We start from the raw sequence: 23125 nt of genomic DNA, 5'->3' as shown, positions 1-23125 counted from the left end.
AAGAGACTATAGCGTCAGCGAGCGTTGCGTTAAGAAAGAGATAGGTATTAAAAAGCCGCTAACCAATGGTAAAGCGGTTTCCTGTAGAATAGAGAATAGAGAATAGAGAATAGAGAATAGAGAATAGAGGGCAGTTCTAGATTGCGAGGCGGAGATCTAATTCAATCGGCTTTGGCATGGCTAAGTGATAGCCTTGATACATATCGAAGCCTAAGCTTTGCATTGCTGCGAGCTGTTGTTCGGTTTCGATACCTTCGATTACGGTCTTAGCACCAATTTGATTAGCAAGGCTAAGAACCAACGCCATCTCGCTTGTGTCGCCTTGTTCAAAATCCAACATGACAGAGCGATCTATCTTGATGATATGAGGATTAATATGGCGAACGCGTTGTTCTGTTGACGCTTGTGTTCCGAAATCATCAACAGCAATTTGAAAGCCGTTCTCTGCAAGAGAGTGAGCGGCGTCTTTCAAGCGTTCTTCACTTTCTGCATTCAGTTCTACCAGCTCCATCACGATTTGTTCGCATGAAAGGTTAAGTTCATGAAGGCGTTTAGCCAATAGGCTGTCACTGACTTTTTCTGCGGCAAACAACTCACCAACGTTCGGAAGAACGTTTAGGAAAAGGTGTAAATGGCGAATATTCGATTGTGCGAAGTTACGGATATGGATAGCGCGACTCAGCCTCTCAACATTGATCTTATCGTTACACAACGTGTCGTCGGAATGGAAGAAGTGATCAGGACGAACAATATCCCCTTTGCTATTCGAAATACGCACTAAAGCCTCAACGCCTATCTGAGTCATTGAACTGTCGAATATAGGTTGATAGACACTTCTAAGTGTTAGGTCTTGGTATTTCGCAATAAACTGCATATCGGCATCCACAGATATACAGTTAATAAATTCACTTCTGTCTGATAAAATCATAGTCGCTAATAAAGATGTTTATTCAATGACGGAATATACGTCATGGCTGTCACAATATTGACAGGTGTAAGTAAATTGTCAATTAATAAAAATTCATTTGTAGGGTCAATATTTAAATAAATATAATTAACGAAAAATCAGCATGATAAATGACATTAACCATTAAATTTACTTATCATTCATTGTATCTGATAGTTGCTGTGAATTTAATGGCTGAGTAACGTCTCTCATATTAACTCCAACCAATATAAGGCTAGAACGCTGATACACCAGAGAAAAGTAGGGTTAAAGGCTTAGATTGTGGGGGAATGTCAAAGTTATAAAATGGAGAGGCTAAGCGAGTTACATAGAAATGATATCTATCTCTCAAAATCGAGACAGTGAGTCGAACGGCTATTAATAATTAAAACAGGAAGTTCGAATAATTAATGAGCAGGGAATAAGTGTCTTTTATAAAATATTGAGATGAAGGTCTAACAATTTACTTTCAATATTGAATGAAAAAGTTGACCCGTATTCTTACTGCCATTGAAGTACCGCATAAAGTTGCAGGTATTTACGAACCAACTGTTGATTCCCTGACCGTTTTAACGGGTGACCGAATTTAATAAAACATGGGCTGATACTAAAGTTACTATTTAAATCAGCAGCGAATTGAGAATCACTCTCTCTTAGCGTGATACCTTGTTGGCTGTATTCAGTAATCTCATCCGGGAGTTCTCCCATCCACCAATGCAAAAGTTCACCGCTGTTTTTACTTCGGGTAATCCAATGGTCAGACACAATGATCAAAACGTCATTGGGCTGAATGGCAAATCCATACTCTTGCTGCCACTTATGAATGTCTAGCATCAACTTTTTGCGACAAGTTTTCCCTGCGCTCACCATGTGATGGCTGATCATCCAAACGGTGCCGATTTCAGAGGAGATTCGGAAGTGTCGAGGGTTTTCACCAGAGGAGAGCATTTCGAGTGGGCTGATGTTGCTTGCATGATTAAAGCTAACGAAGGTGTGCTCCATACGTCGGGCAAATGCCTTACCAATGTGATGCTCACTGATTCCTTGATTGTGTACCGTAGGGTAGTGGCGTTCGCAGAGCTTTAGGCAATCGTCTTGAAACTGATTGACGCTTTTAATCACGAGATCTAATAACAATGAAGTCCCTTATACACAGTTACTATCTTATTGATGGGCAATAGTACGGTAATTGCAGTGCCATTACCTATCGCCAAAGTGCGAGTTCTTGATCCCTCTATCAAAATTAGTGATTGCCGAGCGATTTTATGGATAGCACTGGCACTTCACTGGTCTGTATTCTAAATTATGAGGAATTATAGCTAGTTAGGAAAACGACAACTAGTGAACAAAGTTACGATGAGTTAGCTAGATTATAGTTTAGTCAGCTAATCACGATCGAACTACTTACACTTTATTTGGAAATAGTCATGACCATTCAATTAGATTCAAAACAAAAGTCGGAGCTCACCCATGCGCTTCAAAAGTATCTGCAAGATGAACTTGATGTGGAGCTTGGTCAGTTCGACACGGAATTCTTGGTCGACTTCATCAGTAAAAAGTTTGGTGCGGTTTACTACAACAAGGGGATAGAAGACGCTCAAAAAGTGATGGAACGTAAAATGTTAGACATCTCAGATGAGCTCTATGAGATCGAACAAATTGTTGAAATCTAACGTTTAGCCCAAACTTGTTCAAAAAATTTGAATAACTCGTTTAATTTGAAATGATGTTACCAATGTAAAGCTTGGTAAATAATATGTTACACAAACTTGGTGTAGGGTACGCTTTTCGAAACTACACTACTCGTTAACATTCGGAAGAGATGCATGGACAACAACGTTAGAAATTACAACCCTTTAGCAAGAGCGATGCATTGGATTTCAGCACTCGCTATTTTTGGCTTGTTTGGTGTAGGCCTGTGGATGGTTGATCTTTCATACTACAGCGAGTGGTACAAAACCGCGCCAGACTACCACCGTTCGGTAGGCATTCTTTTGGCTGCCGTTACCGTTATCCGCTTGCTTTGGAAACTAGTTACCGCGTCACCTAAGGTGGAAGGTAAAAGCTATGAAGTTGCAGCAGCGAAGATCGCTCACGGCTTTATGTACATCAACTTAGCAGTTTTATTTATTTCAGGTTATTTGATTTCGACATCAGATGGCCGCGGGATCGAGGTCTTCAATTGGTTCACTGTACCAAGTATGGGTGAACTGTTTGCAAACCAATCTGATCTCGCAGGTACGGTTCACTACTATGCTGCATGGGTACTGATAATTCTGGCATCAGTGCACGCCTTAGCGGCGATAAAACACCACGTTATCGACAAAGACGATACGCTACGAAAAATGATAGGAGCTTCAAAATGAAAAAGTCAATTATCGCTACAGGATTAGCATTTGCTATGGCAATGCCTTTCGCTGCGAACGCCGCTGATTACGTGATTGATACAAAAGGTGCGCATGCTTCAGTTAACTTTAAAGTTAGCCACCTAGGTTACAGCTTTATCCAAGGTCGTTTTAACACATTCTCAGGTGATTTCTCATTTGATGAGAGCAACGTTGAAGCTTCAAAAGTGAACGTAACGATTGATACAACAAGCCTTGATTCAAACCACGCAGAACGTGATAAGCATATCCGTAGCTCTGACTTCATTGATACAAGCAAATTCTCAGACGCAACATTCAACAGCACAAAAGTGGTTGATAAAGGCGAAGGCAAACTTGAAGTAACGGGCGACCTTAAACTTCACGGTGTCACTAAGCCTATCGTTATCGAAGCTGAATTCATCGGTGCTGGTCAAGACCCATGGGGCGGTGAGCGTGCTGGTTTCGTTGGTACAACTCGTCTAGAACTTGCTGACTTCAACATTCCAGTAATGGGCGCTTCAAGCTACGTAGACATGGATCTACACGTTGAAGGTGTAAAGAAGTAATCTAACTTGATGATTGCTGGCTGGTATCAATCTTTTATGTAAGATCAAAAGTTGAATAGATACCTAGAAAGCAACAGCTAGAAATAGAGAAAGGCGCAAAGTATTCACTTTGCGCCTTTTTTATTGAAGTAACTGGCAACGCGTTTAGGTTTGTTTTGTGTCAAACCTTTTACTACGTTTTAAGCCACCATTTACTTCTAGCCAGTCAACGTTGCCATGACTGATTTTCTTAAGTGAACGACTAATCCCTAATCATCCAGCTTTGTTTTAGTTAAGTTGGTATTCGTTAGCTCATCCTTCTTAGTTAAGCTGTTTCTAGTTCAGCTTGTGGAACCACGTTTAGGCGGTCACCGTAGATAGGGCGTAGTGCTTGCATCACCTCTGTACGAGTCAATACACCGACCATTACGCCATTTTCTAGTACTGGAAGCATATGTGGCTGGCTTACCTTCATCGCTTTTGCACGTTCTTCTAGAGAAAGAGAAGTCAGGCGAGTGGCGTAGCCCATGCTTGTAGTAGGGTAAAGTTGTTCTTTGTCGATACATAGGAACTCAGCAACATCGACCAACTTATCGCTAGCAGAGATAGCGACTACGTCACGGCTCATTAGGTCTACTACTTTCTGGCCTTTAGTCGGAATGTAGTCTTGGCACCAAAGGTCAACCATTACGTCATGAACAGAGAAGATACCTACTAAACGGCCTTCAACATCGCAAACAGGAGCGCTAACCAGTTGAGCGTCTAAAAGTGAATCAATCGCAACAGATGTAGGCATTTCTACGCTAAGTGTAATTGGTTGAGTGTTCATGATTTGCTTGATAGTAGTTGCTGTGTTCATAGTGATTTCCTTAACTGACGTAATTTCTGTTGTTTGTGTAATAGCGGTAATTTTTGCTGCTTTAAGTTGTGGGCGACGGTAGATGCTCCAATTGGCTAAGCCGACCAATACCGAACCACCTACGATGTTGCCGATTGTCACTGGTATTAAGTTTGCGGTGACAAATTTCATGATGTTTAGGTCTGCGTACTGGGCTGGTGTCGCGCCAATTTGCATCCAAAAACTCTCTGGTGCGAATGCCTGAATCGTGATGCCTAGTGGTACCATGAACATATTCGCCACACAGTGTTCAAAGCCTGAGCTAACGAACATTGCAACGGGTAACACGGTCATCATTGCTTTGGTCATGGCGTTAGCAGAGCTGAACGTTAACCAAATTGCTAAACACACCAATAAGTTACAAAGCACACCCAAAGCAAAAGCTTGAACAGGGCTGTGGTGTAGCTTGTGCTGTGCAATGTTCAGAGCGTTTAAGCCCCATTGGCCACCATCTAATTGATACAAGCCTGCTGCGCTTACCAAAGCCAAAAGGAACATGGCACCAATGAAGTTACCGACGTAAACCTTGCCCCAGATAGACAGCATCTTAGTGAAGGTTATCTGCTTGTTAGCCCATGAGATGCTTGATAACACTGAACTGGTAAATAGCTCGCCGCCGCAAATCACAATCAGGATTAACCCCATGCTGAATGCAAGGCCACCGGCTAAGCGACTCAATCCCCATCCAGCATCAGCGCTACCTGTGGTTACCGTGATGTAGAATAGAAAAGCAAGCCCGATGAATGCGCCAGCCATGATTGCCAAACTCAATGTCATGCTGCTGGTTTTATTTGCTTTGCTTAATGCAAACTTCTCGGCTTCCGCCATCATTTCTGTTGGCGAGAACAGTTGCTGATTTTCAGAAGTGCTGGTTGCCATATCCCCCCCTTGAACAATCCGTCATGTGTAATTCCTAGTGTTAATGACTTGGTTAATCAGTAATGTTTTGCAGGGCTCGTTTGTGTCCTGCCATTCCAGATTAGGGGGTTGAGGGGTAGAGGTAAAATTGATAATTTTTAGAAACCACATCAAAATTATTGATATAGATTTGGTTACGCGTAGAATGAAATTAATTGCTCATCGGATTAATAAAAAACGAGCAGCAGGACATAAGTTATTAAAAGAATTAAGGATGAATTTTGCGTTATTCATTAAAGCAACTCGCGGTATTTGATGCAGTGGCAGATTCCGGGAGTGTTAGTCAGGCAGCAGACAAGTTGGCGTTGACTCAGTCAGCGACAAGTATGTCTCTTGCACAGTTGGAAAAAATGCTCGGCAGGCCTTTGTTTGAAAGGCAGGGCAAGCAAATGGCCCTCACTCATTGGGGCATGTGGCTAAGGCCAAAAGCGAAGCGTTTACTGCAAGATGCGCAGCAAATTGAGATGGGTTTCTACGAACAGCATTTACTGAGTGGAGAGCTCAAACTCGGTGCTAGCCAAACCCCAGCAGAACACCTGGTTCCAGACCTCATCAGTATTATTGATAACGACTTTCCTGAGATGCGAATCTCGCTTGGCGTGCAAAGTACCGATGCAGTCATTGATGGCGTATTAGATTATAAATATGACTTGGGTGTTATCGAAGGCCGTTGTGACGACAGTCGAGTTCATCAAGAAGTGTGGTGTACAGACCATTTAACGGTCGTTGCATCCGCTCATCACCCCTTTGCCAAGCGTGAACGTGTGAGTTTGGCTCAGTTAGAGCAAGCGAAGTGGGTGTTGCGCGAACATGGCTCGGGTACGCGCAAAGTTTTTGATAGCTCTATTCATCATTTAATTGGTGATCTTGATGTTTGGCGAGAGTATGAACACGTTCCTGTTTTAAGAAGTTTGGTTGCAAACGGCCCATATTTAACGTGTCTACCTTATCTCGATGTCGAACAGTTTGTTGAATCAGGCCAACTCGTTACCTTGAATGTTCCTGAGCTTGAAATGGAACGTACGCTTTCGTTTATCTGGCGTGCTGATATGGCAGAAAACCCGCTTGCTGAGTGTATTAAGCGAGAAGGTAAGCGCATGATGAAAGGCAAACCGTCGGTTCTGTAGCGATAAATTGATAAAACTAGGGGCTGTTGACCTTTCGTGGTTAAGTTTTGTTCGAGATAAAATCGTTTTAGGTGCGGCGAAGAGTATGTAGCCTAGTCATTCTAAGCAAATATTCTTCAACAAAACGTAAAGCGATTTTAGCCGAACCCTTCGGGCAGCCCTTGTGGTTCATTTCTACTGCGTTATCGGCTTTTCATGTAGGCTAGCTACACGTCAAAGCCTCTGTCTTGTATAAATTTCCCACAAAGGTTGCAAAATCGACCTCGAAAGGCCAATAGCCCCTGATAACTATTTATGTTGAATAAGCGATTCCGGTCTCTATCTGGTGATAAATGCACATTCGCGTACATTATTAATGTGATCGCGATCGTCTAAAAGAAGGCGATCTTCCCATAATATGCTTACTTGATTTTAAGTGAGGCTAAATCCGGTTGCGATGAATTGCGTAATTAGGCTTTAGAAATAGTATGAGTACATTAGTCGCGATTTCATTAACAACAGGTATTTTGTCAGGTCTATGGGGATGGATAGCTATCTCTTTCGGTTTACTGTCATGGGCAGGTTTTCTAGGTTGCACCAGTTATTTTGCTTCGCCAACCGGCGGTGTTAAAGGACTAGCGGGTAGCTTACTGACCAACATGACGGGTGTATTCTGGGCAATGGTGATTATCGAAAGCTCAACCTTCGCAGGGTTAGAGATTCTAGGCTATGTGATTACTGCTATTGTGGCTTTCTTCATGTGTATTCAAGCGAAACAAGCGTGGCTAGGTTATATCCCAGGAACCTTCATTGGTTGTTGTGCGACGTTTGCGGCAGGTGGCGATTGGCAACTTGTCGTACCATCTTTACTGCTTGGTGGTGTATTCGGATATTTGATGAAAGCAACGGGGCTATGGCTTCACGAAAAATCGACCCAATCTTCGGAAGCGGTTGAACAACACGCTAAGCAAGCGAAGGCTTAATTCGTTAACCTGACCCTAGTTTAGTCACTGTGAACTCTTGCAAGATAACCCCCAATTAATTTGTATATCGATTTATACAGGCACACCACTTGGTGTGCCTTTTTTGGTTTTTGATTCAGGTGATCGGTTAATAAATTTATCCGCAGAAGAACCGATAGCAGCTATCAATTAATTAAGGCGCTTAGGTGTTGCCGTTTGCCATGGTGATGACACGTTTTAGCGTCCACCTTAATAACAGCGGAATACATTCTTGTCCTTGATTCTCGCAGTGAGAAACGATCGCTAACGCAAGGTCGGGTTTCGCGTGTTTCTTGAGAACCTTAGCCACCACTTTTTTCGCTGGAATAGGGTGATCGTAAGGGATCTTAACCATGTCGCGGAAAAAGTTTTCGAAGCCGTTCATATACAAGTAATGCTCGATGTCTTTATCAGGCAGCTCAGTTAAGCGATGACGTTCTTGATCTTTCCCTAATTTAGACATCACTGTCGCGGCATATTTCTTACCTGCCGCATCGCCGTCAGTTACTACATGCCAGTCGATACCAAACTCTTGTGCAACCTTGATCAGTGCCTTAAGCCCAGATTGAGCGAATTCAATGATCTGCACACCTTCTGCTGCAAGGTTATAACCGCATTGGTTGGCTAATTCATTAAACAACCAGACTTCGGTTTCACCTTCTACCAATAGCCAACATCGAGCAAACAACGCCCCAGAACGATGGAACCGTATGTGGAACCCAATTCGTCTCAGCTCATCTTTGCTGAAGTGGTTCATGTTGAGTTGGTTGGCAATGGTTTTGTCTGATTGTCGAACCAAGCGGCGAATGGATTGAAGTGGCACGGCTGCGAGTAACTCACCACTGTTGGTCGTGAGAATTTTCTGCATGGGTAATTTCTGCATCAAACTCCAAGCCCTAGCTAGGTGTGTGGGGTGTAAACGACCTTCTGGATCTTCAAGGATCAAAAGAGGGCGTGCGCATCGTCTTAAGTCAGTCGGCCCTTTGGCTTGCAAGTAAGCGTTAAGTAAACCCATGAACAGTAAACGAGTCTGCTTGTTTTTGGTTTCTTCAACAAGTTGATGAATGCTCTGGTCATTGGCACCCGCTGAATAAAGTAGGCCATCCCTCTGTTTTCTTGGGTTACGACGAGAATTACTCTTGAAAGAAAAGTAGTGCTCTATCAGGCTTTGCATTGAATCAAGGCTACTGCGCATCTCGCCTTTGTTTACGTGTCCTGGGATTGCCATTAAGCGACGACAGGTATTATCAATGCGTTTTTCTATTCTTGCCTGACGCCCATTTCCATTTCCATTTCCGTTGCTGTTTCCATTAGAGTTAGCAGCACTGCCATTGCTGGCATGAGTACCGTTACCATTCCCATTGGAGATAACGTTAGCGTTTCCATTAGAACCACCATTAACAACGGCATTCTGATTGATTGTTTTACTGTTGAAAGGACGATCAAAGTGCCTTGCATCTCGCAAACGAATCACAGGGTGTAACGTCATTAACTCCTGCGCCAGTTTTTCAGAGTGATGAAGCTTTAAAGGGTTGCCATCGATTCCTAGAAAGGCGTAGTGGGTTGTCGTTTCATATTGCTCTAACGTCGCACTGATTCTGTAATAGATACGGTAGGTGCCGAACTCATCTTGAACCCAAATAGGTTTGAGTTTGCGGTAACGACCTGCGTTGAGTTCGCTCTTGTCGTTGGCTTTTAATGCGAGAACAATTTGAAGATGTTGAGACTGTGGATGTGAAACAGAATAATCGACATGAAAATCAGTCATTTCGAAGTGATATGGGACACCGTCTGAGGGGAGAACGACGGACAAAGCATCAAGTAAAGAAGACTTACCCCAAGTATTTTCACCAATCAGCGTGGTTAGCTCGTCAAACGCGAGTGACATACGCTTGATACCTCGAAAGCCAGAAATCTCGATTCTTTCTAGTTGCATAGGCTTACTCCTAACGGAAGGCTCTGCTAATTGTTTGAAAGCTAACAGATATCTTTAATCATAATCGAAAATTTGTTATCCGGTATGCGCATTTGTCACAAAACCCACTCTTTATTTATACGGAGCAAAACGAGATTTTTGATCTATCTTGAGTATTTTTTTGCAGTGCAGTTTCATAAAATTCACGATTCTGTCATGATTCTCAACCTAGTATGAAGGGACAAAGAGAGAAGAAAATATGACTAAAAAGAATAAGCCGACAAAAATAGTGTTGGCACACATCAACGACACCCACTCATACTTTGAACCAACCTCATTACAGCTATCACTTAAAATGAACAACCACATCATTGAACCTTATGTCAGTGCAGGTGGTTTTGCTCGAATCTCGACGCGCTTTAAACAGATAGAACAAGATGCCCAACGTCAAAAGCTTGGAACCTTGTTCCTGCACGCTGGAGACTGCTTCCAAGGCACGTTGTACTTTTCTCTATTCAAGGGAAAAGCCAATGCCGATTTGTTGAATGCCCTGAATATTGATGCCATGACCCTTGGCAATCACGAGTTAGACATGGGCAATGAACCAGTGGCAATTTTCGCGAAAAGAATCAAATTCCCACTGTTGGCGGGTAACTGGAATTTGTCGAATGAGGATATCAATAAAACTCATACCCTAGCGGACAACGACATTGTTAAGCCTTACCTAACTGAAACACGAAGCGCTGCTTTTATAACAAAAGAGTTTGATGGCGAGAAAGTCGCTATATTCGGCTTAAGCATCGACAAGATGGCGGGCATTGCGAACCCTGATATTGATACACCATTTGAAAATGCGCTAGAAACGGCAAAAGCCACGATAAAGCAGATCCATCAAGCTGGTATTAACAAGATTGTGTTACTCAGCCATCTTGGTTACGAGGCTGATTTAGAACTGGCGGCCAATGTGTCTGGTATTGGTGTGATTGTTGGTGGGCACAGCCATCGCTTGCAAGGTGATTTCTCTGATATTGGCCTAGTGAAAGATGATGACTACGGCGTAAAAGTGGGTGACACCTATGTAGTGCAAGCTGGCTTCCACGCAATGAGCCTCGGACACTGTGAAATCGAATTCAACTCTGAAGGCAAAGTTACTCACTTTAATGGCAAGAATGAACTGCTGTTGGGGCGCCGACTGTTTATAGACGCTAAATTGAGTGAAGTAGGGCAAGACGATGCTCACAATATGGCGTGTGAGTTTTTGAACAATCATCAGAACATCGCGGTATGTAAAAAAGATCCTGAACTGCAGAGCATTCTGACGGATAAATATCAGCCGAGAGTTAGAAAGCTTCAGCAACAAGTTATTGCTCATGCTGACAGCAAACTGCGTCATGTGCGTATTCCAGATGAGAAAGGACCAAGCCAGCTAGCGCCTTTGGTTGCTCAGTCGTTTCATTACCTGATGAATAAGAAAGGACACTGCGTCGAATTTGCCATCCACAACTCAGGTGGTGTAAGAAACTCACTCAATAGCGGAGACGTCTCTGTTGCCGATATTGCCGGAAAACTACTACCGTTTGCCGTACCTATTGGTGTGTATGAGGTAAAGGGTGAGACGATCGCAGGTATGTTAGAAGGCGCTATTAATAACGCATTAGATAATGGTGTGGTAGGTACGGGTTCTGGCAGCTTTCCTTATACTCATAACTTGAGATTTTGTTACCACAAAGACGCGCCCTTAGGGCATCGCATTCATCATCTAGAAATACACTCTGAAGCATCCGGTTGGCAGCCAGTGTCTCGCGACCGAATCTACCGAGGCGCGTCATCGGCCTACACAATGAAAGGCAAAGAAGGTTATAACGCTGTCTTAGATATGATCGGTGATGGGGTTGTTACAACTGACTCAATGGCTGACTGCTTTATCGCGTTCTTACAAGATCACCCTGAATCACTCCAACACAGTGAACCATTGAATTGCATGGAATGTTTTCGATAATCGTCCGTGCTATTTGTACTTTCTGAATGATTTATAAAATTGGCACTGTTTATGCTTTGTTGTACAGGTGACTTCCTGTGGAGGCAAAATATGGATAGGAAAGATTGGTTAGACGCGGTAGCCGTCGTAGGCTGGGTGTCTGTTTGGTCTGCGTTGGTGTACTTGGTACCCACGGCTGGTTTATAGGTGAATATCATTCGTTTCAAATATCACTGAGCATTCACCCAGGGTGAACAGGTGAGTGGTATTCTTAGAATCAATGTGTGTGTCATTTTGATAAAACAGCGGTAATAGAAAAAGGGGCTTTTGCTCCTTTTTTCTTTTTTAGAACAAATTTATCTAGACGAAACATAAATAGGGGAATATTATCCACGCGTTTGGGGAGTAGTTAGCGCAAGTTTACATATCGTCATCTCGTTAGGCCAAGAGTCTATCCGGTATGTAAAGGTGAAATCCCATATTTCACTTCAACGAGACCAACGCAATCACAGTCAAGATCCGTAATGGAGCTTGATATGCTTTGTTTGCGGAAGGTCTTTGTACAGTTCTTCCGCCCGGAGGAATAATGAACTCAACTCAATCTCTATTATCTACCAATAGTGAATCCTTTTTTTCATCGCCAATCATGACGACTTATGTGGGCTTTTTCCTGCTGACCGTAATTCTCGTCTCTATCGATATCTATCAAACTCGTGGTGGCAGCGTAACCATTAAGAAAGCGGCAATTTGGAGCGTTTTCTGGTTTGTTCTCGCGTTCTTGTTCGCAGGTTCTATCTACCTATTTTGGGACATCTATGCTCCAAATAGTGACTACACCGCGCAAAAAGCAACGGTGTCATTTATTACGGGTTACTTGTTAGAAAAATCATTGAGCGTAGACAACTTGTTCGTATTCGCGATGATCTTTGCTCAATACCAAGTTCCAGAGCATCTAAGACCGCGTGCGCTTCTTTGGGGTGTAATCGGTGCATTGGTGCTTCGTGCAATTATGATCGCATTAGGTGCTCAGCTGTTGGCTGAATACCACTGGGTGCTTTATGTGTTTGCGGCGTTCTTGATTGGTACTGGTATCAAACTGGCGTTAGACAAGGGTGAAGAAGAGAGTGTTAACACACTACCTGAGAAGCTACTTCGTAAAATTATGCCTGTCACCGAGGACTTCCATGGTCCTGCATTAATGGTTAAGCAGGGCGTTAAATGGGCGTTTACTCCAATGATGTTGGTGATTGGTGCGATTGCCGTCATGGACGTGATGTTTGCTCTGGATTCTATCCCAGCTATCTTTGCGGTGACACAAGAACCGTTCTTGGTACTTGCTGCAAACGTATTTGCGCTACTTGGCCTTCGCTCTCTGTACTTTGTGCTGCAAGGCATGATGGATAAGTTCATCTACTTGAAGCCAGCATTGGCGTTCATCATGGTCTTCATCGGTGTGAAAATGCTATTGGTCGACAGCGAATGGGCTATCCCAACGTATTGGTCGTTAGCGGTGCTGATTTCTACCATGACGATTGCGGTTATAGCGTCGATTTATGCAAAGAAGCCAGACATTGAACAAGTAAATTAAAACAAATATAACTTATCGAAAACTCGATAAGGGATGCGTGGCCGATGAAGTGGAAAATTTATTTATGTAAAATTTCTGTGACATTGGCCACTTTTGTTTGGGGGTTATTTGTACTAAATGCATGATTTTTGCATCATATTGAATTTATACGCACCCATTGTGCATATGTATCTCCTAGGGTTGTTAATGGTTTGTTTTATTAGAAAAACTAATTCGAACATCTAATTTTAGTCATTTTTTAACCTGCAAAAGATCACCTATTATTCTTGTCATCAGAACGAACCACATAAACAAATTTATAGAGAGGCAATCATGGCTCAAGCAATGCAAATGAATACTATCGCTGTTCCTAACTCTATGGATAAGAAGACCTACTCGGTTAACTTCAAAGGATTGATTGCACATATTTTCGATATTCTTTTCGTAGACAACTCTCCACGTAGTTACTACGCAAGCGACCTATCTGGTCACATGCAACGCGATATCGGTATTAACCGTTAATCTTAGCGTTAACATGTAAAATATAGAATTTTAAGAAAACGCCAGCTTCTGAAGCTGGCGTTTTTGTATCTGCAATAAACTCTATCTCTTCGCAAAATAAGCACCTGAAAGAGACTCATCACCTGAAAGAAAGACTTAGGCATAACGGTCTGTATTTGAGCGCCAGTAAATTCGCTTCGTACAAGGATCACGGTATGTCACACGCCAAACGCAACTCACCATTGATTAAACTCTGTTTATTTGCCTTACCGATCGGCTTTTACTCTTCTGTGTCGAATGCACAAACCTGGAGTAATGAAGGTCAACCTGCGCAGGTTATCGAACTGTTCACCTCTGAAGGTTGTTCGAGTTGCCCACCTGCTGATGAGTACCTCAGCACTTTTGAAGACCATCCAAAACTCTGGACACAAGTCATTCCGCTCGCTTATCACGTCGATTACTGGGATTACCTAGGATGGGGAGACAAGTTCGCCAGCAAGGCATTCAGTCAAAAGCAACGCTTATACAAAGCTTATGGGGTAACAAGTGGCGTTTACACTCCTGGCTTTATCGTCGATGGAAAAGAGTGGCGCGGTTACTTTAACTGGCTCGATAGAAATCTCCCTTCGCTCCAACAACAAAGTAACCCTAAGCTAACGGTGAATCATAAGGGCGATACGTTCAGCGTGAGTTACGAAGGCAAAGGGGATTATGTCGCTCATATTACCTTGTTAGCGATGAATGAAGTCACTAGCGTTAAAGCGGGAGAAAACAGAGGTAAGAAACTCGAGCATGATTTTGTGGTGGTTTACGATGGTTACCAACGTGGTGAATCCAAATGGCAATTCAATGTCGATTTTGATCCATTAGTCGCCACGCCAGATGCAGTAGCCGTATGGTTAACCGCACCTAACTCGTATGCGCCCGAACAAACGGTCGCAGGGTGGTTGAACTAAATTGCAAGGATGACCGTTTTACAAGAGCAACCGTGTTACAAGCTTGGTAATCCAATGAGATAAACATATAGAGATGAAGCTGAGACGATGATTAGAGCACTTCTAACACCGATTGATTCATCTCTTGCTTGTTTTGAAGGGGCTTAACTACTGAAACAAGGGATAAAGGGGCGATTTAGTTACGTAATACTGCTGAAATACGTTAATATAGCGCGCTATTATTTTAGCTTTGAGTTCCTGCAATTAATGACTAACACCACAGCACCAACCAACTTCTCCGATCTTGGCTTAATTTCTCCTTTGATGGCTCGCCTAACCGAGCTTGAATACCAACAGCCAACGCCTATCCAAGCGCAAGTTATTCCAAGTGTGTTAGCAGGACGCGACCTAATTGCAGGCGCAAATACAGGTTCAGGTAAAACCGCAGCATTTGCACTTCCACTGCTACAGCAGATCCATGAAGATGCACCTTTAGACCGTCGTTCGGGCAAAGGTAACTATGTTTCTGGCCTTATCTTGGTTCCTACACGAGAGCTTGCTAAGCAAGTTGCCGATAGCGTTAAGTCTTACGCCGTGCATTTCAACGGTGCAATTAAAACCGTTTGTGTATTCGGTGGTGTATCGGTGAACACTCAGATGCAAGCGCTACGTGGCGGCACAGATATCTTGGTGGCAACACCGGGTCGTTTGCTTGACCTGATCTCAAGTAACGCTATCAAGCTTGATAAAGTTAAAACGCTAGTGCTTGATGAAGCTGACCGTATGTTGAGCCTTGGTTTTACAGAAGAACTCGATGCGATCTTGAAGCTATTGCCGAGCAAGAAGCAAACTCTGTTGTTCTCTGCAACTTTCCCTGAGCAAGTTAAAACGCTCACTCACGAACTACTGAACGATCCAATTGAAGTTCAACTTCAAAGTGCTAATGCAAGCACATTGGTTCAACGTGTATTCGAAGTTGAAAAAGGCCGCAAGACAGCTTTGTTAGCGCACCTGATTCAACAACACGAATGGCGACAAGCTCTGATCTTCGTTAATGCGAAGAACAGCTGTGAGCACTTGGCAGACAAGCTTTACAAGCGTGGTATTATCGCAGAAGTATTCCACGGTGATAAAGGTCAGGGTTCACGTACTCGTATCCTTGAAGATTTCAAATCTGGCGAGATCGACGTTCTGATCGCGACAGACATCGCGGCACGTGGTCTGGATATCGAAAAACTACCAGTAGTAATCAACTTTGATTTACCGCGTAGTCCATCAGACTACATGCACCGTATTGGCCGAAGCGGTCGTGCGGGTGAGGTTGGTTTAGCATTATCTTTGATCGATCACGAAGACTACCATCACTTCACAATCATCGAGAAGAAGAACAAGATTCGTCTTGAGCGTGAGCAAATCGAAGGCTTTGAAGTGGATGAAGAAGCAACTGCTGAACTTGTTGCTGCATTGAAACCCGTTGCACCACCGGCAGGCACAGGTAAAAAGAAAAAGAAGAAAGTACCTAAAAACCAAGATGTTTGGTTGCGAAACAACTGATATTGAATCGGTAAAAATAGATTTTTTAAAGGCGCTTAATTGCGCCTTTTTTGTGTCTGTTAGATAAAGAGATGTAATTGGCGAATGAACGACTGAACTTATGTTTAAAGTGTGAATACACGTTAGTTCGTAGGATGACGTCCTCCATAAGAGATTCAGCGATTTCACACTTTGCTCATAATCTATTCGGGTTTTGAGCAACTGGGTAACGGCGTGAAGACCTCGATTAAACAAGTAATACTGGCAGCTTCACTCTTTATGGTTACTCACCGCGCTGCGATAGGTGCAGACTTCAAGGTTAAAGGGCTGAACAAAACTCTCACTGAAAATGTAGAGTTATACTTAAAACCTTTGGTTGATGTCCCAGCTTCCCAGCTATCCCATACTAAGTTATTGAAACGGGTTCAAGACGCGCTCAACCCTTATGGCTACTATCATTCTCAGATAGATATCGAACTTGATGACACTGATAACCTCACCTTGAACGTCGATTCTGGCCCTGTCATGAACATTGCAGAATCGGTTGTAAAAGTCACAGGTGAAGCGAGTAAAGATGAAGAATTCATCAAAATACTCACGCAAAGTAAGTTAGATTCAGGCTCACCATTATCTCACCAAGAATACGACCAAACTAAACGGGCGATTTTGTCTTTGGCAAAGCGTAAAGGCTATTTTGACGGTAGGTTTGTCGAGTCTAAGATTGAAGTGGTTCCTAGCGAAAACATCGCCAACATTCACTTGCATTTTTCTAGTGGCCCACGCTATAAGTTTGGCGCTATCAGCATTCCTGATGATGGTGTTGAAGCTACTCGTATCGATAAAATTCCAACATTCAAGCAAGGTGACGAATTTGACACCATCAAGTTGGGTGAGCTGCAGTCTGACTTGTTTGAAACTCAGTGGTTTCGCAGTGTCGTTGTGCATGGTGACTTTAACCACCTTGATGACAATCTAGAAGTGCCAATCGAAATCATTGCTGACCCAAGCTCTCGCGACATTGTGCAGGTGGGTGGGGGTTATTCTACCGATCTCGGTTTAAGAGCGTCTTTAAATTGGTCAAAGCCTTGGTATAACCGAAGAGGACACAGCTTTGAAACACAGACGTATTTGTCTGAACAAGAGCAATCACTGCAACTGGGGTACAAAATCCCAACAGAGAAAGTGACCACCGATTATTTTGGTATTCAGTTTGAATCGAAACGAATTGATCATCGAGACACCAATAGCTTTTCAAACGATCTTAAGTTCGAACGTTACTGGCAATTAGACAGCGATTGGCAAAGCACTATTTATGTCAAATACTTGCACGAACAGTACCGTCAGGCCTCTGAGGAAGATCAATCGCAATTATTGTTACCGGGAATCAGTTTTTCTCAGGTTGATCGTAAAAATGATCAATTGGAACTTAGTCATCGACACATCTACTCTGTTGAGTATTCTGACCCTAGTTTGTTCTCTGATTCTAGGCTGTTGCGGTTGGAAGGAAGCAGCGTGCTTTCTTGGGATATTAGCGAAAGCCAGAAGCTCCATTTCCGTTCAAACGTTGGCATTAACATAGCTAAATCGTTGTCGGATGTACCTTCATCACTGCGTTACTTTGCTGGTGGCGATGGGAGCTTACGAGGCTATGGCTATGAATCGATTTCTCCGAAAGATGAGAACGGTGAATTAACAGGCGCGCGTTACATGCTAACGGCAGGGCTTGAATATCAACATCAGGTTTATCGGTCAATTTGGATGGGCGCGTTTCTCGATGTTGGTGATGCGTTTGATGACGAAGCGAATTGGAAGCGCGGCACAGGCCTTAGCCTGATTTGGAATTCACAATTTGTGCCTATAAAACTCGATTTTGCTTACGGTTTAGATGCCCCTGAAGGCGATGAGTTTCGTATTCATTTTTCCTTAGGCACTCAGTTCTAATATTTGTACGTTGTGTAAGCGCTTACGAGGATGCGATCCATCCAATGGGATTCAAGCAAATCGACAGAGCGTAATAACCTTTGTGCTCTAGCAAACACAAAGGTAAAAACAATGAAAAAGGTACGATTCGGTGTATTTGGTAATATGGGCCCAGAAGCGGATGCTCTGTTCCAAGATATCGTTGCTAAAAAAGAGATTGAACACGGCGCGCTTAAAGACCAAGACCACATGGCCATGATTGTGGTTAAAAATTCAGATATCCCAGATCGCTCTGAAGCAATAAACGAAGGCGGTATCGACCCTGTCCCAGAGTTGATTGAATCAGCGTGCATTTTAGAACACGCCAATGTTCAATTTGGCGTTATGACCTGCAACACCGCTCATTATTTCAGACCAGAAGTTCAAAAACATACCAATGTTTATATCGTCGATATGCTTCAAACCACGGTTGATCAAATTAAAGAGCAGAATCCTGAATCTATTGTCGGTATTTTATGCACCAACGGCACATACAACTCGGGAATCTATGACCGTTACCTAACTGACGCCAATCTCGTATTCGTTAAGCCAGATGCTTTTGAGCAAGAACATAATGTACATAGCGCTATCTATGGGGAAGTGACGGGCGAGATGACCGCATGTGGGCAAGCAATCCGAGAAACCAACGGCATTAAAGCGGGCGAGTTTGACCGTAATGCGGCACTTCTTTCTGTTGCGGTTCAAAGCATCGTAGAGAAGGGCGTTGATACGGTCATTCTGGGGTGCACTGAACTTCCTCTGGTTAGAAAGCAGCTTGAAACTGCATTTCCAGCACTTACTTTTATTGACCCAATGGAAGCTGTTGCAGAACGTGTCGTTGATATCTATCGATTAGCAGAACAGTATGTTGAACGTGACCATCTTGATTACGACATTAACGATGTCGATTCGATTTACACAACGTTAGATATGGTGAACTACGTAGCCAAGAGAGCGATGACCTTCCGTTTGTAAGCTCACATACGTGTATTTGAAACATGAAAAAGCCGCGAAATTACGCGGCTTTTTTGCATTTGGATTGGTGAAAACTAAAGCTCAAACTCACCATTCATTTTTCGAAACAACCAATCCGGCAATTTATTCCATGAACTGTAATTAGGGTTCTTAGTCTGTTTTTGTTCCCCTGAAGACCAGATCGTATCTCCTGATTGTTCTCGCGTCACAGCCCAGAACAAATCCTCTTTCTGACACGTTAAGTAGTGTGTCACTTGCTTCGCAAACTCTTCACTCTCAATCAGCACACCAAACTCAACGTTGAGAAAGTCTGATCTTGGGTCGAAGTTGGATGATCCAATATAAGTAACACGCTCATCTAAAATTACTGTTTTGTTGTGGTAGTAGGTATCAACATGAAAGTAGTGATCACCATTGATTGCTTGGCTTTTGTACTCGTAGATACTTACGCCTTTATCTAACAAAGTCTCACGGTGTTTTTCGTAATACGCAGGAATAAAGCCCGAATCATTAGAAGCTGAAGAGTTCGTAATTAAAGTTACTTCGGCTTGCTGCTGTATTAACGCATCGATAAACACAAACTGATCATCGCTTGGAACGACATAGGGCGTCGAAATCACCGCTTTTGAAGGCGACGGAACTTTTTGTGTCATTAAGCGTTCTGTTCGTTGACGAAAGTAGGGCTTGTTGTCATTGAGCTTGTCTAATGAATCAAATAAAGGCGTTACCGATGCTTTAATAAACCTTGGTTCGCTTAGGCGATGTATCTGTTGCTCGACATCGAAAGTGATCGACTTTTTATTCTTCTCACCTTTATTTATTGCCTTGGTAAACGCTTTGTATTGGTCTTGTTCTTTGACTTTGATTCGCTCTTGAATTGGCACTACATATTGGCTGTCCCAAAGAGCTTGGTAATTGTTGTCGAAAGACGCGATTACGTCACCTCGAAACAAAACGTCCATATCAAAGAAATTGGCATTATCGCTATAGCCAAAGTAATCGTTGCCGATGTTTCTTCCGCCTAAAATCATCGAGTGATGATCGACATTGAAGTACTTCTCGTGAAGCCGATTATCCAGTTTTTTTTGATGAGTTGAGAAGTTGAACGCTCGGCCAATCCAGCCCGCTTTACGTGATTCAAACGGGTTGAACAGTCGAATTTCAATATTGGGCTGTGAGTCCAATTCCGCTAGCCATTTATCATTAAAAACCAGTAGGTCATCTAGGATCAGTCGGACGTGAACCTCGCGATCCGCCGCTTGCTTTAGCTCGTTTAGAAGCATCAACCCAAGCGTGTCACGCTCCCAAGAGAAGTAGGTCATATCAATAGAGTGTTGTGCTTGGCGAACAAGCTCGATACGACGTGCGAAGGCTTCTGGCGCAGCCGGGATAAGGTACACCTCAGCGTGATGTTCTGTGCTTTGCCAGTTCGTTTCGAAGTCAGGTTCAACATCGGGGTAAGGTTGGGCGCAGCCAGTTATCAAGATCGATAAAAGCAACACCATCAACGCATGAATACGTGTGAAGTTCATAATGGGGTTCCGCGTGGGGTGTAGAAATGACAGTGGCCATATCACTGGCCACTGTTGAGGGGATCGTTATTGTTTTTCAGGAATCGAGTAATCGGGCATGTACTTCAATGTAAGACCCAAATCATTCAAGCCTTGAAGTCTGCCATTACGCATATCGGTGTCTTCACCAGCATTTTTAACTGAATCCCAGTCGACCTCTTGGCTTAGCGACCCATCACTATTGATCGATAGCACGTTGTCCATTTGTTTGCTGTACGTATAGTCGCTAAATAGATGGTCACTGAACCATAAACGCGACATGTCATTCATAAGCGCTCGATCTTTTGATGTTGGGCGAACTGATGTGCCGTCTAACTTTAATGGCTTGTTAAAAACAAATGGCAATTCCGATGCATTACAAGCTGCTGAGATACATGCGATAGTTTTTAAAGCGTCGCCGATATCTAGGTCACCATTCTCGCCACTAGTATTGTATGTCCAAACGTTAAAGCTAGGCTTATACGCAAAGTGGTACATAGACACCGGGGTGTTCATATCTTCAGAAGAACGAATCGCTTGGTTACGAGCAGGCGCTTGGAATAGCATGTCATTCATTAATGTCTTAAATTGGGACATGTTTTTCGTTGCCCCACCAAGTTCATTTTCAGACCATGGCGCGTAATCGGATAAACCTAATACATCATTGTTGAAGTCAGCATTACCTAGACCGAAAAACAGCTTAGTTACCGCTTCGTACGCCGTTGATGGCAATAAGTCGAGTAGGTCACCCAGCTCAATCTGAGTTTGAACTTCTTCCAAAGAAAGCGTTGATACCATATCGATTACTCGTTGTTGGTTGTCATCAACTTGAAGCCATACCGCTAACTCTAAATCTTTATTGCCTTCGCTAAGTGATTCAAAAGTACCGTTGTCGATGTCCTCTTGTAATAACTCCAAAATCGTTGGAATCAAGAACGTGAGGGTAGGTAACATGCCCATAGTATTAGCATCTTTTTCATTGTTACCAATGACTGTTGGCACAGAAAGGCTATCTAGCGAAGGCTGAGAAACCAAGTGATGTCCTTTAGAAAATATCGATTTATATTCGATATAGGGTGCAAATGGTAACAAGTTTGTCATTGGCGTATTATTGTCATGGCTCAGGAGTGGAACGCCGTTTTTTAACGTCAATACACTTTCAACAACCCAATCTAATGTTATGTTGATTGGGTTGAGTAGTATTTTATCTTGAGCTTCTAAAATTGAACTGAGAGGTAGTTGCTTTTGTAGTTCTATGTAGTTGTCTACACAAACGGTAGTATCCACTTGATCAGGCATCTCATCAACAATCGGCTCTAATACTTCTTTGATGTCGTCAGGAAGGGCTAACATCAATAAATTCAAAGCTGATTTTATTGTATTATCACCGGTCTCAATTTGAGAAACTCCCGTCGCTTCACAAATAGAAGTGCTATTTGCTTCTGCTGAATCATAGCTTTGGTATTCAAAGCCATAGGTATTACTTTGCATGATTGAGCGATTGAAATAACCATTTTCACCGACTATTGGTTCGTGACTCGATGTTTGTTGAAGTATGCCAACCGACATCGCACCTGAACCTTGACCGAATAAAGTGACGTTTCCAGCATTGCCACCAAATTTAGCAATATTCTCGTGAATCCACTGCATAGCACGTTTTTGGTCACCAATACCAAAGTTACCACCCTCTTTTAAGTTTGCACCATCGACCCATTGTTTGCCCAATAAGCCTAAACGATAGTTAAAAGTCACATAAATAAATGGGTTACCTTCACTGGCGCCTTGAGCCACAACATTATCGCCTTGAATCAGAGGTTCAGAACCTGAGCCATATTCAAAGTCACCACCGTGGATGAATACATAAACCGGTAGATCTGCATCAGAATCTACGCCTGCTGGACGCCAGACATTGAGGTTAAGGCAGTTCTCATCTTGTGTTTGTGATGTCGTTTTTAGTTGAGGACAAGCATAACCAAACTGAGTTGCATCAATAACTTCAAACTCATCTGTATTATCTGATAAAGGCAGCATATTACTGTGCTCAAAGCGCTGAGCCTCGGCATATTGAATCCCTTTGAAAGATTCAATAGACGCAAGCTTGTCATCTTCTTCATTTGAAGTAACAACCAACTCTTCTTTGGTTGCTTTAATCCTTACGTCGCCGATTTGAGCATCAAATGATTTGGCAGGTGCCGGAACTAACGGTTCTGGTTTGTCTGGGAATGGAACTGTAGGGTCGGTATCAGTATCGCAACCTGCTAAGGCAGCAGCAATAGTAAGAGCGATCATTGAACGGTATGCAATAGTCATAAAAAGAGTTTCCACAATAGTATTCGGCGTAGTCTGTTTAATCGTTATTTGCGTAGATAACAGAGCTACAAAATTTTTTATCAAGAACAACCTAGTTTTAAGGGCTAGGCTGGTATCTCCAA

The 23125-nt window shown here is 43.0% G+C and carries 18 protein-coding genes; 12 read left to right on the top strand and 6 right to left on the bottom strand.

Features of this window, described 5'->3' with window-relative positions; all coding sequences use genetic code 11:
* Window positions 1-136 precede the first annotated feature (136 nt).
* Both QUF19_RS25230 and QUF19_RS25225 read right to left on the bottom strand, forming a co-directional pair.
* A complete protein-coding gene (locus tag QUF19_RS25230; RefSeq protein WP_286300893.1) occupies window positions 137-874 on the bottom strand; it encodes an EAL domain-containing protein in 738 nt (245 codons plus the stop codon).
* Between the two features lie 573 nt (window positions 875-1447).
* On the bottom strand, window positions 1448-2083 hold the full coding sequence (locus QUF19_RS25225; protein WP_286300890.1) for a hypothetical protein: 636 nt from the start codon (window positions 2081-2083) through the stop codon (window positions 1448-1450).
* A gap of 290 nt (window positions 2084-2373) precedes the next feature.
* Between QUF19_RS25225 and QUF19_RS25220 the strand changes: the two genes are divergently transcribed.
* The 3 genes from QUF19_RS25220 (at window position 2374) to QUF19_RS25210 (ending at window position 3878) form a co-directional block, all read left to right on the top strand.
* Window positions 2374-2619, top strand: coding sequence for a DUF2164 domain-containing protein (locus QUF19_RS25220; protein ID WP_048660209.1), 246 nt, complete (start codon window positions 2374-2376; stop codon window positions 2617-2619).
* A gap of 153 nt (window positions 2620-2772) precedes the next feature.
* Window positions 2773-3312 (top strand): cytochrome b, encoded by a 540-nt coding sequence (locus QUF19_RS25215; RefSeq protein WP_102434903.1) that lies wholly within the window; start codon window positions 2773-2775, stop codon window positions 3310-3312.
* Window positions 3309-3878, top strand: a complete 570-nt coding sequence (locus tag QUF19_RS25210; RefSeq protein WP_286300880.1) for a YceI family protein — start codon at window positions 3309-3311, stop codon at window positions 3876-3878. The genes QUF19_RS25215 and QUF19_RS25210 overlap by 4 nt, the downstream gene beginning before the upstream one ends.
* A gap of 304 nt (window positions 3879-4182) precedes the next feature.
* Here the strand turns inward: QUF19_RS25210 and focA are convergent, their stop codons facing one another.
* Complete coding sequence (gene focA / locus QUF19_RS25205) at window positions 4183-5634, bottom strand: formate transporter FocA (protein ID WP_048662006.1); 1452 nt, start codon at window positions 5632-5634, stop codon at window positions 4183-4185.
* A gap of 260 nt (window positions 5635-5894) precedes the next feature.
* On the opposite strand from focA, the gene QUF19_RS25200 reads away from it, so the two are divergent.
* Both QUF19_RS25200 and QUF19_RS25195 read left to right on the top strand, forming a co-directional pair.
* A complete protein-coding gene (locus tag QUF19_RS25200; protein ID WP_102434902.1) occupies window positions 5895-6800 on the top strand; it encodes a LysR substrate-binding domain-containing protein in 906 nt (301 codons plus the stop codon).
* Between the two features lie 467 nt (window positions 6801-7267).
* Entirely contained in the window at window positions 7268-7762 is a 495-nt protein-coding gene (locus QUF19_RS25195; RefSeq protein ID WP_057622224.1) for a DUF1097 domain-containing protein, read from the top strand.
* A 181-nt stretch (window positions 7763-7943) separates the two neighbouring features.
* Here QUF19_RS25195 and QUF19_RS25190 read toward each other — a convergent pair whose 3' ends face one another.
* Window positions 7944-9716 carry an ATP-dependent endonuclease gene (locus tag QUF19_RS25190; RefSeq protein WP_286300862.1) on the bottom strand — a complete coding sequence of 591 codons (1773 nt, stop codon included), beginning with the start codon at window positions 9714-9716 and terminating at the stop codon, window positions 7944-7946.
* Window positions 9717-9954: 238 nt separating this feature from the next.
* Here QUF19_RS25190 and QUF19_RS25185 point away from each other — a divergent pair, with 238 nt between their 5' ends.
* The 7 genes from QUF19_RS25185 (at window position 9955) to QUF19_RS25155 (ending at window position 19143) form a co-directional block, all read left to right on the top strand.
* Window positions 9955-11694 carry a bifunctional metallophosphatase/5'-nucleotidase gene (locus QUF19_RS25185; RefSeq protein ID WP_286300860.1) on the top strand — a complete coding sequence of 580 codons (1740 nt, stop codon included), beginning with the start codon at window positions 9955-9957 and terminating at the stop codon, window positions 11692-11694.
* A 565-nt stretch (window positions 11695-12259) separates the two neighbouring features.
* On the top strand, window positions 12260-13261 hold the full coding sequence (locus QUF19_RS25180) for a TerC/Alx family metal homeostasis membrane protein (protein ID WP_065105712.1): 1002 nt from the start codon (window positions 12260-12262) through the stop codon (window positions 13259-13261).
* A 312-nt stretch (window positions 13262-13573) separates the two neighbouring features.
* The gene (locus QUF19_RS25175) at window positions 13574-13762 is read left to right on the top strand and encodes a hypothetical protein (protein WP_010429554.1); all 189 of its coding nucleotides are present in this window, start codon (window positions 13574-13576) and stop codon (window positions 13760-13762) included.
* Window positions 13763-13956: 194 nt separating this feature from the next.
* Window positions 13957-14697, top strand: coding sequence for a DUF1223 domain-containing protein (locus QUF19_RS25170; protein ID WP_286300841.1), 741 nt, complete (start codon window positions 13957-13959; stop codon window positions 14695-14697).
* 246 nt (window positions 14698-14943) lie between these two features.
* Window positions 14944-16230 carry a DEAD/DEAH box helicase gene (locus tag QUF19_RS25165; RefSeq protein WP_286300839.1) on the top strand — a complete coding sequence of 429 codons (1287 nt, stop codon included), beginning with the start codon at window positions 14944-14946 and terminating at the stop codon, window positions 16228-16230.
* Between the two features lie 201 nt (window positions 16231-16431).
* Window positions 16432-18150, top strand: coding sequence for an autotransporter assembly complex protein TamA (locus QUF19_RS25160; RefSeq protein WP_286303307.1), 1719 nt, complete (start codon window positions 16432-16434; stop codon window positions 18148-18150).
* A gap of 111 nt (window positions 18151-18261) precedes the next feature.
* A complete protein-coding gene (locus QUF19_RS25155) occupies window positions 18262-19143 on the top strand; it encodes an aspartate/glutamate racemase family protein (RefSeq protein ID WP_286300837.1) in 882 nt (293 codons plus the stop codon).
* A gap of 74 nt (window positions 19144-19217) precedes the next feature.
* Here the strand turns inward: QUF19_RS25155 and QUF19_RS25150 are convergent, their stop codons facing one another.
* Together QUF19_RS25150 and QUF19_RS25145 are read right to left on the bottom strand one after the other, a co-directional pair.
* Window positions 19218-20675: a phospholipase D family protein gene (locus QUF19_RS25150; RefSeq protein WP_286300835.1), complete on the bottom strand. Its 1458-nt coding sequence runs from the start codon at window positions 20673-20675 to the stop codon at window positions 19218-19220.
* A 66-nt stretch (window positions 20676-20741) separates the two neighbouring features.
* The gene (locus tag QUF19_RS25145; RefSeq protein WP_286300834.1) at window positions 20742-23003 is read right to left on the bottom strand and encodes a carboxylesterase family protein; all 2262 of its coding nucleotides are present in this window, start codon (window positions 23001-23003) and stop codon (window positions 20742-20744) included.
* Between the last annotated feature and the right edge of the window lie 122 nt (window positions 23004-23125).

Source organism: Vibrio sp. FE10, from assembly GCF_030297155.1.
GTDB lineage: Bacteria > Pseudomonadota > Gammaproteobacteria > Enterobacterales > Vibrionaceae > Vibrio > Vibrio apostichopi.
Note: the sequence above shows the minus strand (reverse complement) of the source record. Positions and strands in the feature narration are given on the sequence as shown.

What these genes read in the sequence shown, in the direction of transcription:
- QUF19_RS25230 (WP_286300893.1), bottom strand. Translation starts at nt 874, where the DNA reads ATGCAGTTTATTGCGAAATACCAAGACCTAACACTTAGAAGTGTCTAT.
- QUF19_RS25220 (WP_048660209.1), top strand. Translation starts at nt 2,374, where the DNA reads ATGACCATTCAATTAGATTCAAAACAAAAGTCGGAGCTCACCCATGCG.
- QUF19_RS25215 (WP_102434903.1), top strand. Translation starts at nt 2,773, where the DNA reads ATGGACAACAACGTTAGAAATTACAACCCTTTAGCAAGAGCGATGCAT.
- QUF19_RS25210 (WP_286300880.1), top strand. Translation starts at nt 3,309, where the DNA reads ATGAAAAAGTCAATTATCGCTACAGGATTAGCATTTGCTATGGCAATG.
- focA (WP_048662006.1), bottom strand. Translation starts at nt 5,634, where the DNA reads ATGGCAACCAGCACTTCTGAAAATCAGCAACTGTTCTCGCCAACAGAA.
- QUF19_RS25195 (WP_057622224.1), top strand. Translation starts at nt 7,268, where the DNA reads ATGAGTACATTAGTCGCGATTTCATTAACAACAGGTATTTTGTCAGGT.
- QUF19_RS25190 (WP_286300862.1), bottom strand. Translation starts at nt 9,716, where the DNA reads ATGCAACTAGAAAGAATCGAGATTTCTGGCTTTCGAGGTATCAAGCGT.
- QUF19_RS25185 (WP_286300860.1), top strand. Translation starts at nt 9,955, where the DNA reads ATGACTAAAAAGAATAAGCCGACAAAAATAGTGTTGGCACACATCAAC.
- QUF19_RS25180 (WP_065105712.1), top strand. Translation starts at nt 12,260, where the DNA reads ATGAACTCAACTCAATCTCTATTATCTACCAATAGTGAATCCTTTTTT.
- QUF19_RS25175 (WP_010429554.1), top strand. Translation starts at nt 13,574, where the DNA reads ATGGCTCAAGCAATGCAAATGAATACTATCGCTGTTCCTAACTCTATG.
- QUF19_RS25170 (WP_286300841.1), top strand. Translation starts at nt 13,957, where the DNA reads ATGTCACACGCCAAACGCAACTCACCATTGATTAAACTCTGTTTATTT.
- QUF19_RS25165 (WP_286300839.1), top strand. Translation starts at nt 14,944, where the DNA reads ATGACTAACACCACAGCACCAACCAACTTCTCCGATCTTGGCTTAATT.
- QUF19_RS25155 (WP_286300837.1), top strand. Translation starts at nt 18,262, where the DNA reads ATGAAAAAGGTACGATTCGGTGTATTTGGTAATATGGGCCCAGAAGCG.
- QUF19_RS25150 (WP_286300835.1), bottom strand. Translation starts at nt 20,675, where the DNA reads ATGAACTTCACACGTATTCATGCGTTGATGGTGTTGCTTTTATCGATC.
- QUF19_RS25145 (WP_286300834.1), bottom strand. Translation starts at nt 23,003, where the DNA reads ATGACTATTGCATACCGTTCAATGATCGCTCTTACTATTGCTGCTGCC.